Below are 13,167 nucleotides of genomic sequence, written 5' to 3' on the forward strand. Positions count from 1 at the left end.
TGATGGCTGTCGCTGCAGTGCAACAACCGCGAACTCCAATGCCCGTAAAAGAACGAAACCTCCAAGCCGTGAACATCCCCGAAGCCTGGGCGCCAGGAACCTGGCGCGGCCGCGCCGCGTTGCAGCTGCCCACCTACCCGGACGCCGGCGAGCTTGCGCGCGTCCAGGACGAGGTCCGGGCGCTTCCGCCGCTGGTAACGTCATGGGAGATCATGGCGCTCAAGCAGCAGCTGGCGGAGGCCCAGGAGGGTCGGCGGTTCCTGCTGCAGGGCGGGGACTGCGCCGAGAATTTCAGCGATTGCAGTGCCGAAGTGATCTCTAACCGGTTGAAGGTGCTGTTGCAGATGAGCCTGGTGCTCGTGCACGGCCTGCGCCTGCCCGTGGTGCGGGTGGGGCGCTTCGCCGGCCAGTACGCCAAGCCACGCTCGGCTGATACCGAAACCCGCGGCGACGTCACCTTGCCGAGCTATCGCGGCGACATGGTCAATGGCCCCGAGTTCAGCCCCGCCTCCCGGATTCCCGATCCCCGGCGCATGGTCAAGGCGCATGCGCGCTCGGCGATGACCATGAACTTCGTGCGCTCGCTGATCGATGGCGGCTTTGCCGACCTTCACCACCCCGAATACTGGGACCTTGGCTGGGTGACGCATTCGCCCCTGGCCGAGGATTACCAACGCATGGTGGGCAACATCGGCGAAGCCGTGCGCTTCATGGAAACGCTGTCCGGTACCGAGGTGCACAACCTCAACCGCGTCGACTTCTTCACGTCGCACGAAGCGCTGCTGCTGCCCTACGAGGAGGCGCTGACGCGCGAGGTGCCGCGGCAGTGGGGCTGGTTCAACCTCAGCACCCATTTTCCGTGGATCGGCATGCGCACCGCGGCCGCCGGCGGTGCCCACGCCGAGTATTTCCGCGGCATCCGCAATCCCGTGGCGGTGAAGATCGGCCCGTCGACGGCGCCCGACGAACTGCTTCGCCTGGTCGACCTGCTCAACCCGGCGGACGAGCCGGGGCGGCTTGGCCTGATCTGCCGCATGGGCGCCGGCAAGGTCGCCGAGCGGCTTCCGCCGCTGCTGGAGGCCGTCAAGCGGGAGGGGCGTCGCGTGCTGTGGATCTGCGACCCGATGCACGGCAACACCGAGTCGACCAGCAACGGCTACAAGACGCGGCGCTTCGACAACATCCGCAGCGAGATCGAGCAGAGCTTCGACCTCCACGCGGCCGCGGGGACCAGGCTGGGCGGCGTGCACCTGGAGCTCACCGGCGAGGACGTGACCGAATGCACCGGCGGCGCGCGCGACCTTGCCGAGTGCGACCTCGAGCGTGCATACCGCACGATGGTGGATCCGCGCCTCAACTACGAGCAGTCGCTCGAGATCGCGATGCTGATCGTGCGCAAGCACGAGCAGTTGAACGTTCCGGCCAGGGCCTGAGCGGCCTGGGCGGCCGCCGGGTCGGCGGTCGCCACCGGCGGTGGAAGGGCGCTAGAAAAGTCCCGCCTGCAGCGGCACCTGGGGGAGCGCGGCGCCGGTCAGCGGCCATTCGCCCAGCGCCTCGTATCGCCCTCCCGGGTTGAACAGCAGTTCGAAGCCGTCGACGCGCAATGCCTTGTCCGGGCAACGGACGGCGTCCAGCCAGGGTTGCGCGGGCAGCTGGCGTTCCAGGTAGGCCAGGGTCACATGGGGCTGGGTGGTTGCCTGCAGCGGCTTGATGCCGCAGCGGCGAATGGCGTCGCGCGTGGCGTCGCACAGCGCCTGGAGTTCGGGACAATCACGTGGAAGCGCGACCACGGCGCCGGAGCCTGCCCAATACGCGACGCGCGCGACCTGGAACACGTGCGCCGGAATGCGCCGCGCGGCGTCGGCCAGGCCCTCGCGCAGCGATGGCGTGAACATGTCCATCGCGTCGTAGCCGATGAAGCACAGGGTGGCGTGCCACTGGTCGGGGCGGCGGAGCTGCAGGCGCGGTCCGTCCGCAGGCCGCGCCGCCTCGATCCCGGCCACGAGCGTGGCCAGCTGCCCACGGGCGTCGGCGCCAGGCCTCCACCCCGGGAACAGCGCCCCGCTCACGCCGAGCGGCTGGCCCGCTTGCGGTCGGTTTCGCTGAGGTGCTTCTTGCGCAGGCGGATTTCCTTCGGGGTGACCTCGACCAGCTCGTCGTCCTCGATGAAGTCCAGGGCCTGCTCCAGCGTGTACTTGATCGCCGGCGTCAGCTTGATGGCGTCGTCCTTGCCGGAGGCGCGCATGTTGGTCAGCGGCTTGGTCTTGATGGCATTGACGGTGAGGTCGTTGTCCTTCGAGTGGATGCCGATCAGCTGTCCCTCGTAGACGTTGTCGCCCTCTGCCGCGAACAGCTTGCCGCGCTCTTCGAGCGGCCCGAGCGAGTACGCGGGAGTCGCACCCGGCGCGTTGGCGATCATCACGCCGTTGCTGCGCTTGGCGATCGCACCCTGTTCCTTCGGGCCGTAATGGTCGAACACGTGGAACAGCAGGCCGGTGCCCTGGGTCAGGGTCTTGAACTCGTTCTGGAAGCCGATCAGGCCGCGCGCCGGGATCATGTAGTCCAGCCGCACGCGCCCCTTGCCGTCGGACTCCATGTTCTTCAGCTGGCCCTTGCGGATGCCGAGCTTCTCCATCACGCCGCCCTGGTGCACTTCCTCGATGTCGATCACCAGCTGCTCGACGGGCTCCATCTGCTGGCCGTCGATCTCCTTGATGATGACTTCCGGGCGCGACACGGCGAGTTCGAAGCCCTCGCGGCGCATGGTCTCGATCAGCACCGACAGATGCAGCTCGCCGCGGCCGGAGACCAGGAACTTGTCCGGATCCGAACCTTCCTCGACCTTCAGCGCGACGTTGTGCAGCGTCTCGCGCTCAAGGCGCTCGCGGATCTGGCGGCTGGTGATGAACTTGCCGCCGCTGCGGTCCTTGTTGCCGGCGAACGGCGAGTTGTTGACCTGGAAGGTCATGCTGATGGTGGGCTCGTCGACGGTCAGCGCGGGCAGCGCCTCGGGCGTGTCGAGCGCGCAGATGGTGTCGGAGATCGACAGGTCCGCGATGCCGGAGAGGGCAAGGATGTCGCCGGCGTTGCCGCTCTCGACCTCGACGCGCTCCAGGCCCAGGAAGCCCAGCACCTGCAGCACCTTGGCCTGGCGCTTCTTGCCGTGGCGGTCGACCACGCTCACCGCCATGTTGGTCCGCACCGTGCCGCGCTGGATGCGGCCGATGCCGATCAGGCCGACGAAGTTGTTGTAGTCCAGCTGGCTGATGCGCATCTGGAACGGGCCGTCCGGGTCCACCGTCGGCGCCGGTACGTGCTTCATGATCGCTTCGTACAGCGGGGTCATGTCGCCGTCGCGGACGCTGTCATCCAGGCTGGCGTAGCCATGCAGGGCCGAGGCGTAGACGATCGGGAAGTCGAGCTGCTCGTTGGTGGCGCCGAGCTTGTCGAACAGGTCGAACACCTGGTCGATCACCCAGTCCGGGCGCGCGCCGGGGCGGTCGATCTTGTTGACCACCACGATCGGGTTGAAGCCCATCGCGAACGCCTTCTGGGTCACGAAGCGCGTCTGCGGCATCGGGCCGTCCATCGCGTCGACCAGGATCAGCACCGAGTCGACCATCGACAGCACCCGTTCGACCTCGCCACCGAAGTCGGCGTGTCCAGGGGTGTCGACGATGTTGATGCGGTTGCCATTCCAGTTGATGGCGGTGTTCTTGGAGAGGATCGTGATGCCACGTTCCTTTTCCTGGTCGTTGCTGTCCATCACGCGCTCGGTCATGACCGTGCGTTCATTGAACGTGCCCGACTGCTTGAGCAGGCAATCTACGAGGGTGGTCTTGCCGTGGTCGACGTGGGCGACGATGGCGATGTTGCGGAGGCGTTCGATGGACATCGGGAAAACCGCACCTCGTGCCTTCTTGGGGCAGGGCGCGCGGGACCTGGTTCGGGTGAGCCGATCATTATACTGCGTTCAAGGCCCGCGCAAAAGTATTGCAAATAACCAGAGCGGCTCCATCTCAGCCCCGAGGCCGGCGGTGATGTCCCGCCGGCCACGTTTTCGACCCCAACGCAGGAATCCCGAAATGTCCCTGAACGCCGTTTTCGACACCGACCGTGGCCAGATCAAGGTCGAGCTCTACCCCGACAAGGCCCCGCTGACCGTTGCCAGCTTCGTCAACCTCGCCAAGCGTGGTTTCTACGACGGCCTGGGCTTCCACCGCGTGATCCCGGACTTCATGATCCAGGGCGGCTGCCCCAAGGGCACCGGCACCGGCGGCCCCGGCTACAAGTTCGAGGACGAGACCAGCAATGGCGTGAAGCATGACCGCGGCGTGTTGTCGATGGCCAATGCCGGCCCGGGCACCAATGGCAGCCAGTTCTTCATTACGCACATCAAGACCGACTGGCTGGACGGCAAGCACACGGTGTTCGGCAAGGTCACCGAGGGCCTGGACGTGGTCGACGCCGTCAAGCAGGGCGACGCCATCAAGTCGGTGAAGATCGAGGGCGATGTCGACGCGGTGCTGGCCGCGAAGGCCGACCGCGTGGCCGAGTGGAACAAGGTGATGTCGGCCTGACCCATGCCGGCCCGAGAGCCGGGCCGGGCGGGGGCGCGATGCTAGAATAGGCGGCTGCCGCGCGTGCAGCGGACAGCCGCGCGTCGCGTCCCGGACTCCCAAGAATCCCTCCCAGAATCCCGAGGTTCCCGCAATGCCCAAGCTTGCCAAGCGCATGGGTCGCGCCAAGCCCAGCGCGATCATGGTCGTGGCCGAGACGGCCCAGCGCCTGAAGGCCGAAGGCCGCGACATCATCAGCTTCTCGATCGGCGTCCCCAACTTCCTGCCCGGCGAGCATGTCTACGCCGCCGCGCGCAAGTCGCTGGAGTCCGACTCCGGCCAGTACGGCAACAACCGCGGCGCCAACGCGCTGCTTGACGCGTTCATCGCGCACATGGACGGCCTTGGACTCACCGGCTACACGCGCGCCAACTGCGCGACCGGCGTCGGCGCCAAGCACATCCTGTACAACCTGGCCGAGGCGCTGCTGGACGAGGGCGACGGCTTCGCCTTCGCCACGCCGTACTGGACCAGCTACATGGACATCGCCGAGATCGTCGGCGCCGACATCCAGCTGCTGCCGTGCCCGCCCGAGCAGGATTACAAGCTCACCCCGGCCCAGCTCGACGCCGCGCTGGCGAAGAAGCCCAGGGTGTTCCTGTTCAACAACCCGTCCAACCCGACGGGCATGGTCTACACGAAGGACGAGATCGCCGCCCTGGCGGACGTCATCGCGCGCCATCCCGACACCTGGATCATCACCGACGACATCTACAACAAGATGGTGTTCGACGATCTCGGCTACCACAACTTCGTGCAGGCGCGCCCCGAGCTGCGCGACCGCGTGATCTTCGTCGATTCGCTGTCCAAGACCTATGGCATGCCGGGCTGGCGCGTCGGCCTGATGGCCGGTCCCGAGGTCGTGGCCCAGGCGGTGACGGTCATGAACTCGAACCACATCACCAGCCTGCCCGAAGTCGTGGCCGCCGCCGCCACGGCTGCGCTGTCCGGCCCGCAGGACGTGCCGGCCGAGCGCTGCGCCGAGTTCCAGGCCAAGCGCGACCAGGTCGTGGCCGCGCTCAACGCCATCCCCGGCGTGGTCTGCCCGGTGCCGCAGGGCGCGTTCTACGCCTTCCCCGACATCAGCTGCGCCTTCGGCAAGTCGCACGACGGCAAGCTCATCGCCAACGACGTCGACCTGTGCAACGCGCTGCTCGAAGCCAAGGGCGTGGCCTGCGTGCCGGGTTCGGCCTTCGGCGAGCCGCGCGGCCTGCGCATCAGCTACACCTGCCCGACGCCGCAGCTGGCGCCGGGCCTGGCGCGCATCCAGGAATTCTTCGCCGAACTGTCCTGAGTCCGCCCACGGCGGCCGGGTCCCGATCACGGTCCCGGCCGCCAGCCGACAGCGCCATTGCGCATCCCGTTTTCCTCCAGTCCCACGCATCCGGAGCCACCCACATGAAGACCCCCGTCCGAGTTGCCGTCACCGGCGCCGCCGGCCAGATCGGCTATGCCCTCCTGTTCCGCATCGCCTCCGGCGACATGCTGGGCCGTGACCAGCCCGTCATCCTGCAGATGCTCGAGCTGCCGATGGAAAAGGCCCAGGCCGCGCTCAAGGGCGTGATGATGGAGCTCGAGGACTGCGCGTTCCCGCTGCTGGCCGGCATGGTCGGCACCGATGATCCGGACGTGGCGTTCAAGGACGCCGACATCGCCCTGCTGGTCGGCGCGCGTCCGCGCGGCCCGGGCATGGAGCGCAAGGATCTGCTGCTGGAGAACGCGAAGATCTTCACCGCCCAGGGCGCGGCCCTGAACAAGGTCGCCAGCCGCGACGTCAAGGTGCTGGTGGTCGGAAACCCGGCCAACACCAATGCCTGGATCGCGATGAAGTCGGCGCCGGACCTGAAGGCTGCGAACTTCACCGCCATGCTGCGCCTGGACCACAACCGCGCGCTGAGCCAGCTCGCCAACAAGGCCGGCGTGGCCGTGGGTGACATCGAGAAGCTGGTGGTCTGGGGCAACCACAGCCCGACCATGTATCCCGACTACCGCTTCGCCACCGTCAAGGGCGAGTCGCTGAAGGACCGCATCAATGATGCCGACTGGAACGCGAATGCGTTCATCCCGCAGGTCGGCAAGCGCGGTGCGGCGATCATCGAGGCCCGCGGTCTGTCCTCGGCCGCCTCCGCCGCCAACGCCGCCATCGACCACATCCGCGACTGGGTGCTGGGTTCGAACGGCAAGTGGGTGACCATGGGCGTGCCGTCGGACGGCAGCTATGGCATCCCCGAAGGCGTGATTTACGGCGTGGCGGTGACCACGGAGAACGGCGAGTACACCCGCGTCGAGGGGCTGGAAGTCGACGAATTCAGCCGCGCGGCGATGGACAGGACGCTGGCCGAGCTCGAGGAAGAGCGCGCGGGCGTCGCCCACCTGCTGGGCTGACATCGATGCGGGACCCGTCCCGCATGCCGCATCGAAGCGACCGGGCCTGGCCCGGTCGTTTTCGTTTGGCTCTTCTCCCGGTTGAGGGGCTTCCAGGTGGTGGCTTCGTTGGGGGCACACTGATTTCCGTGGGCGCGCGCGCTGCTCTCCGTGAGGGTGCACGCTGCCCGCCGTGGACGCAGGGGGGATGCCCAGCCGGATGTCTTCGCGTCCTGCTCCCATCATCCGGCCGCCGGCCATCCATGGCCGGCTCTGGACATCCCCCCTGCATCCACGGCGGACCCGGAGCTTCTGGGCGGTCGGCTGGAGCAAGCGCGCCTACGTCCGGAGCGATCGAGCCCTCACCGGACCTGACGATCACGGCCCGGCCACGCGGGCGCCCCGCTTTTGATCTTCGGTCCGAAGCCGAATAGCGCCACAGCCCACCCCCTGGGTACGGACGGGCAGCGCTGACCACCACGGTGCGGTGAAGGCATTCGACCAACGTCGTAGCGCGCGTGGCGGCGTGGCGGACTAGCCTCGATCGAACCATTGGAGGCCGCCATGCGCTACGAAGACGTGTACCGGCGTTCGGTCGAGGAGCCGGAGGCCTTCTGGGCCGAGCAGGCCGAAGCCATTTACTGGCACAAGGCGCCGGAGAAGATCCTCGACTACTCCAACCCGCCGTTCCGAAAATGGTTCGTCGGCGGCGAGACCAACCTGTGCCACAACGCGGTCGACCGGCACCTCGACGCGCGCGGCGACCAGCTCGCGCTGGTGGGTTGTTCCACCGAGACCGGCAGCGTCCGCGAGCTGAGCTACCGCGAACTGCATCGTGAAGTGAACGTGTTCGCCGCCGTGCTCGGCTCGCTGGGCGTGGGCAAGGGCGACCGGGTGGTGATCTACATGCCGCACACAGTGGATGCGGTGGTGGCGATGCTGGCCTGCGCGCGCATCGGCGCGATCCACTCGGTGGTGTTCGGCGGCTTCGCCTCGAAGAACCTGGCGCTGCGGATCGACGACGCCGAGCCGAAGGTGCTGGTCTGCGCCGACGCCGGCAGCCGCGGCGGCAAGGTCATCCCCTTCAAACCGCTGGTGGACGAGGCGCTGGCCCAGGCCGCGCATCCGCCGGCGCGCGTGCTGGTGGTCAGCCGCGGGCTGGCCGAGGTGCCGATGCAGGAGGGCCGCGACCTCGACTACGCGACGCTGCGGCGCGGCCACGAAGACGCACAGGTGCCCGTGCAGTGGCTGGAGTCCAACGAACCCAGCTACATCCTTTACACCTCCGGGACCACCGGCACCCCCAAAGGCGTGCAGCGCGACGTCGGCGGTTACGCGGTGGCGCTGGCGCTGTCGATGTGGGCGGTCTACGACATCCGCGCCGGGCAGGTGATGTTCTCCACCTCCGACATCGGCTGGGTGGTGGGGCATTCCTACAACGTCTACGGGCCGCTGATCGCGGGCGCCACCTCGATCATCTACGAGGGAATGCCGACCCGGCCGGATCCGGGCATCTGGTGGGAGCTCTGCGAACGCTACGGCGTGCGCACGCTGTTTTCCGCGCCCACCGCGCTGCGGGTGCTGAAGAAGTTCGACACCACGTACATCACCGATCGCGACCTGTCGAAGCTCGAGCACCTCTTCCTGGCCGGGGAGCCGCTGGACGAGCCCACCGCGAGCTGGATCTCCGGCGTGCTCGGCAAGCCGGTGATCGACAACTACTGGCAGACCGAGACCGGCTGGCCAGTGCTGACCCTGATGCCGGGGCTGGACATGAAGCCGGTCAAGCTGGGCTCGCCGGGCCTGCCGAACCTGGGCTACAGGCTGCGGGTGATCAACGAGGTCACCGGCGAGGACGCGCCGGCCGGCGAGAAGGGCGTGCTGGTGATCCAGCCGCCGCTGCCGCCGGGATGCCTGAGCACGGTCTGGCGCAACGACGAGCGCTTCATCGCCAGCTACTTCAGCCACTTCCGGGAGCCGCTCTACAGCTCGCTGGACTGGGCGATCCGCGACGAGGACGGCTACGCGTACATCCTCGGGCGCACCGACGACGTGATCAACGTGGCCGGGCATCGCCTGGGCACGCGCGAGATCGAAGAATCGGTGTCGGGCCATCCGGGCGTGGCCGAGGTCGCGGTGATCGGCGTGCACGACGCGATCAAGGGCCAGGTGCCGGTGGTGTTCGCCACGCTGAAGCAGGCCGCGGACGCGTCCCTGGCCGCGCACGAGATGCAGGGCAGGGTGGTGGAGCAGCTGGGCGCGATCGCGCGCCCGGCGCGGATCTACGTGGTTGCGTCGCTGCCCAAGACGCGCTCGGGCAAGCTGCTGCGGCGCTCGATCCAGGCCCTTGCCGAGTCGCGCGATCCCGGCGACCTGTCCACGCTTGATGATCCGGGCGCGCTCGATGACATCCGTGACGCGATCGAACGCGGCGCCGACGCCGGCAGCTGAGCTGTTCCGGGAAATTGCCGCGACGGGCGGCCCGGGATGCCTCCGGCTGCCGACTCGCGAACAGGCCTTGGCAGCGCCTGCGCGCCCTGCGCCCGGGGCGGTCGCGGGGCCGTGCACCCGCGCGCTCCGCTAGAATGGCGGTGTTCCCCAACGCAGACTTCCCCATGTCCGAGCATGTTTCCGCAGGCGCGCGCTTCCGCGCCGCCGTCGCCGACGAATCCCCGCTGCAGGTGATGGGCGCCATCACCGCCTATGCCGGCCTGATGGCCAGGCGCACCGGTTACAAAGCGCTGTACCTGTCCGGTGGCGGCGTCGCCGCGAACTCCCTGGGTATGCCCGACCTCGGCATCAGCACCATGGAGGACGTGCTGATCGACGCCCGCCGCATCGTCGAGGCCACCGGCCTGCCGCTGCTGGTCGATATCGACACCGGCTGGGGCGGCGCCTTCAACATCTCCCGCACCGTCCGCAGCTTCGAGCGCGCCGGTGTCGCCGCCGTGCACATGGAGGACCAGGTCGGCCAGAAGCGCTGCGGCCACCGTCCCAACAAGGAGGTGGTGTCGAAGGGCGAGATGGTCGACCGGGTGAAATCCGCGGTCGATGGCCGCACCGAAGCCGGCTTCGTGATCATGGCGCGCACCGACGCGGCGGCGGTGGAGGGCATCGACTCGGCGATCGAGCGCGCGATCGCCTACGTCGAGGCCGGCGCCGACATGATCTTCCCCGAGGCGATGACCTCGCTCGAGGACTACCGCAAGTTCAAGGACGCAGTGAAGGTGCCGATCCTGGCCAACCTCACCGAGTTCGGTTCCACCCCGTTCTTCACCACCGACGAGCTGCGCTCGGCCGGCGTCGACATCGCGCTCTACTGCTGCGGCGCCTATCGCGCCATGAACAAGGCGGCGCTGAACTTCTACGAGACCGTGCGCCGCGAGGGCACGCAGAAAAACATCGTCGACACCCTGCAGACGCGAGCGGAGCTGTACGACTTCCTCGGCTACCACGCCTACGAGGACAAGCTCGACACGCTGTTCTCGAAGGACTGACCCACGCCGGCACGCGCGCTGCGCGACCACACACGTTGCACTGGAGTACCTGATGAGCGAGACCCCCAGCACCCTGCCCAAGCCGAAGAAGTCGGTGGCACTGTCCGGCACCGCCGCCGGCAACACCGCGCTGTGCAGCGTCGGCCGCAGCGGCAACGACCTGCATTACCGCGGCTACGACATCACGCAGTTCGCCACTACGGCCGAGTTCGAAGAGGTCGCCTACCTGCTGGTCCACGGCAAACTGCCGTCGAAGGCCGAGCTCGCGGGCTACAAGGCGAAGCTGAAGTCGCTGCGCGGCATCCCGGCTGCGGTCAAGGCGGCACTCGAAGAGCTGCCGCCCTCGGCGCACCCGATGGACGTGATGCGTACCGGCGTTTCGGTGCTGGGCTGCGTTTCCCCGGAGAAGGACGACCACAACCATCCCGGAGCGCGCGACATCGCCGACAAGCTGATGGCCTCGCTGGGTTCGATGCTGTTGTACTGGTACCACTACAGCCACAACGGCCGGGTCATCGATGTCGAGACCGACGACGACTCCATCGGCGGGCACTTCCTGCACCTGCTGCACGGCGAGCCGCCGCGCGAGAGCTGGGTGCGCGCGATGCACACCTCGCTGATCCTTTACGCGGAGCACGAGTTCAACGCGTCCACGTTCGCCTCGCGCGTCATTGCCGGTACCGGCAGCGACATGCATTCCTGCATCACCGGCGCGATCGGCGCGCTGCGCGGGCCGAAGCACGGCGGCGCCAACGAGGTCGCATTCGAAGTCCAGCAGCGCTACGACTCGCCGGACGAAGCCGAGGCCGACATCCGTGAGCGCGTTGGCCGCAGGGAAGTCGTGATCGGCTTCGGCCACCCGGTCTATACCGTCTCCGATCCCCGCAACGGCATCATCAAGGAGGTCGCGAAGGAGCTGTCGGCGGAGCAGGGCGACAACACGATGTACGACATCGCCGAGCGCCTGGAGTCGGTGATGTGGGACGCCAAGAAGATGTTCCCCAACCTCGACTGGTTCAGCGCGGTGAGCTACCACATGATGGGCGTGCCGACGGCGATGTTCACGCCGCTGTTCGTGATCGCGCGCACCAGCGGCTGGAGCGCGCACGTGATCGAGCAGCGCATCGACGGCAAGATCATCCGCCCGAGCGCGAACTACACCGGTCCCGAGAACCGCGACTGGGTGCCGATGGCCGATCGCGGCTGAGGCGGGGCCAGGCTGCAAGCGAAGACGGCGCCCGATGGGCGCCGTTTTTTTCCGGAGTGGGAGCCGCGATGCGGTGGTAGTGCGCTGCGGCCCCGCCGCTTTGGTCTATTCCAGTCCCTCGGCGTCCAGCGCGGCGCGCACGCCCGGGTCGGCCTCCATCCGTGCCTTGAAGGCCGCGATGTTGTCCAGCCCGGACATGTCCACGCCGGTGCCGTGCGCCCAGCGCACCGTGATGTAGAAGTAGGGATCGGCGAAGCTGCGGAAGCCGGCCAGCCATTCATGGTCCGCCAGGCGTCTGTCGGCGGTTTCCATGAGTCCCCGGACCAGCTTGCGCGCCGCGGCCTTCAGCGCATCGTGCTGCGACTCGTCACCGATGTAGCGCGATGGTCCGAAGATCGGCTTGAACGCCGGGTGCAGGTCGGAATTGACGAAGGCGAGCCAGCGTGCCGCCTCGGCGCGCTGGCGCGGCGAGCCGTCGCCGGCCAGGCCCGCCTGCGGCCGCAGGTCGGCGATGTAACCCATGATCGCGGCGTTCTGGGTGAGCACGAAATCGCCGTCGACGAGCGCCGGCACTGCTCCGCTGGGATTGATCGCCAGGAATGCCGGCGCCTTCATCGAGGACCCGTCAAGGATTTCCACCTCGAATGGGCCACCGCTCCACTGCAGTGCGACGTGGACGGCGGTCGAGCAGGCGCCCGGCTTTGAATACAGTTTCATGTGCGGCTCCGCGCGGGGGTAGGCCGTCATCATCGGCGCAGCCGGTGCCCCGCTCAAGGCTGGGCCGTGGGTGCAGGCGCGATCAGTGCAGGCCTGCGGAACCCTGGGTCACGACCTGGGCTTCAGGCGCTGCACGCGCAGGAAGGTGTGGTCGCCGATGGTCGCCACCTGGTAGGCGTTGCGCCAGCTCGGGCTGGCGATGGCGTGTGCCAGGAAGTGGCTGGCGCCGGGCACGACTTCCTTGCGCTCACCGGCCGGCAGAGCCCAGTTGCTCTGCGACTCGAGCGCGATGGTCACGGCCTGCGACCAGGCTTCGGTGTTGGTCAGGCGCGTGTTCGGCGAGACGATGGTCGGCGCGAACTGCTTGCGCGCGGTGACCACGTCGCAGACCGAATCACCCCACAGGCCGCTGTCGGCGCGCCGCAGGGCGACTTCGGCCACGGCATGCTGGCCGAGGACGGACTGGTCGCGGGCTTCGAGGTACAGCGTGGTGCTGAGGCAGAGGGAATCTGCGGCCGGTGGCGGCATGATCGATGCCAACCACAGGATCCAGGCGAGTTTCATGGCGGCTCCTTGCTCCGTTGCGCCGCCCGCACGGCTTTGGCGCCGGATCCCTGCATGGGTCCGGGCACCGCAGTGCGGATCGGCCTGGCGTGTTGGGGAGGGCGGCGGCACTCTGTGGCGCTTTGCTGCCCGGGCGCGAAGCCCGCGGGAGTGCGGGTCGTGCCGGTTCCGCCGAAGTGGCGACGGAGAAAGTGCGCGC

The 13,167-nt window shown here is 68.0% G+C and carries 11 protein-coding genes; 7 read left to right on the plus strand and 4 right to left on the minus strand.

From position 1 onward, the window contains the following. Positions 1 to 38: 38 nt before the first annotated feature. Positions 39 to 1,433: a class II 3-deoxy-7-phosphoheptulonate synthase gene (locus ACW7G5_RS06545; RefSeq protein WP_457002949.1), complete on the plus strand. Its 1,395-nt coding sequence runs from the start codon at positions 39 to 41 to the stop codon at positions 1,431 to 1,433. A gap of 51 nt (positions 1,434 to 1,484) precedes the next feature. Here the strand turns inward: ACW7G5_RS06545 and ACW7G5_RS06550 are convergent, their stop codons facing one another. Continuing rightward, on the minus strand, positions 1,485 to 2,069 hold the full coding sequence (locus ACW7G5_RS06550; protein ID WP_457002950.1) for a 2'-5' RNA ligase family protein: 585 nt from the start codon (positions 2,067 to 2,069) through the stop codon (positions 1,485 to 1,487). Then, positions 2,066 to 3,895, minus strand: a complete 1,830-nt coding sequence (typA, locus tag ACW7G5_RS06555) for a translational GTPase TypA (RefSeq protein WP_457002952.1) — start codon at positions 3,893 to 3,895, stop codon at positions 2,066 to 2,068. The genes ACW7G5_RS06550 and typA overlap by 4 nt, the downstream gene beginning before the upstream one ends. 190 nt (positions 3,896 to 4,085) lie before the next feature. Here typA and ACW7G5_RS06560 point away from each other — a divergent pair, with 190 nt between their 5' ends. The 6 genes from ACW7G5_RS06560 to prpC all read left to right on the plus strand — a co-directional run bounded on the left by ACW7G5_RS06560 (position 4,086) and on the right by prpC (position 11,687). Beyond that, complete coding sequence (locus tag ACW7G5_RS06560) at positions 4,086 to 4,580, plus strand: peptidylprolyl isomerase (RefSeq protein WP_457002953.1); 495 nt, start codon at positions 4,086 to 4,088, stop codon at positions 4,578 to 4,580. A gap of 133 nt (positions 4,581 to 4,713) precedes the next feature. Continuing rightward, positions 4,714 to 5,913 (plus strand): aminotransferase class I/II-fold pyridoxal phosphate-dependent enzyme, encoded by a 1,200-nt coding sequence (locus ACW7G5_RS06565; RefSeq protein WP_457002955.1) that lies wholly within the window; start codon positions 4,714 to 4,716, stop codon positions 5,911 to 5,913. A gap of 104 nt (positions 5,914 to 6,017) precedes the next feature. Continuing rightward, positions 6,018 to 7,004 (plus strand): malate dehydrogenase, encoded by a 987-nt coding sequence (locus ACW7G5_RS06570; protein WP_457002957.1) that lies wholly within the window; start codon positions 6,018 to 6,020, stop codon positions 7,002 to 7,004. A gap of 543 nt (positions 7,005 to 7,547) precedes the next feature. Continuing rightward, complete coding sequence (gene prpE, locus ACW7G5_RS06575; RefSeq protein ID WP_457002958.1) at positions 7,548 to 9,434, plus strand: propionate--CoA ligase; 1,887 nt, start codon at positions 7,548 to 7,550, stop codon at positions 9,432 to 9,434. A 164-nt stretch (positions 9,435 to 9,598) separates the two neighbouring features. Next, complete coding sequence (gene prpB, locus ACW7G5_RS06580; RefSeq protein WP_457002960.1) at positions 9,599 to 10,480, plus strand: methylisocitrate lyase; 882 nt, start codon at positions 9,599 to 9,601, stop codon at positions 10,478 to 10,480. 52 nt (positions 10,481 to 10,532) lie between these two features. Beyond that, entirely contained in the window at positions 10,533 to 11,687 is a 1,155-nt protein-coding gene (gene prpC, locus ACW7G5_RS06585; protein ID WP_457002962.1) for a bifunctional 2-methylcitrate synthase/citrate synthase, read from the plus strand. Positions 11,688 to 11,792: 105 nt separating this feature from the next. On the opposite strand, the gene ACW7G5_RS06590 is transcribed toward prpC, so the two are convergent. Both ACW7G5_RS06590 and ACW7G5_RS06595 read right to left on the minus strand, forming a co-directional pair. After that, positions 11,793 to 12,404, minus strand: coding sequence for a glutathione S-transferase family protein (locus ACW7G5_RS06590; protein ID WP_457002964.1), 612 nt, complete (start codon positions 12,402 to 12,404; stop codon positions 11,793 to 11,795). Between the two features lie 108 nt (positions 12,405 to 12,512). Continuing rightward, positions 12,513 to 12,968, minus strand: coding sequence for a cell wall hydrolase (locus ACW7G5_RS06595; protein WP_457002966.1), 456 nt, complete (start codon positions 12,966 to 12,968; stop codon positions 12,513 to 12,515). Positions 12,969 to 13,167 lie beyond the last annotated feature (199 nt).

It is taken from the genome of Luteimonas sp. A501, from assembly GCF_054052085.1.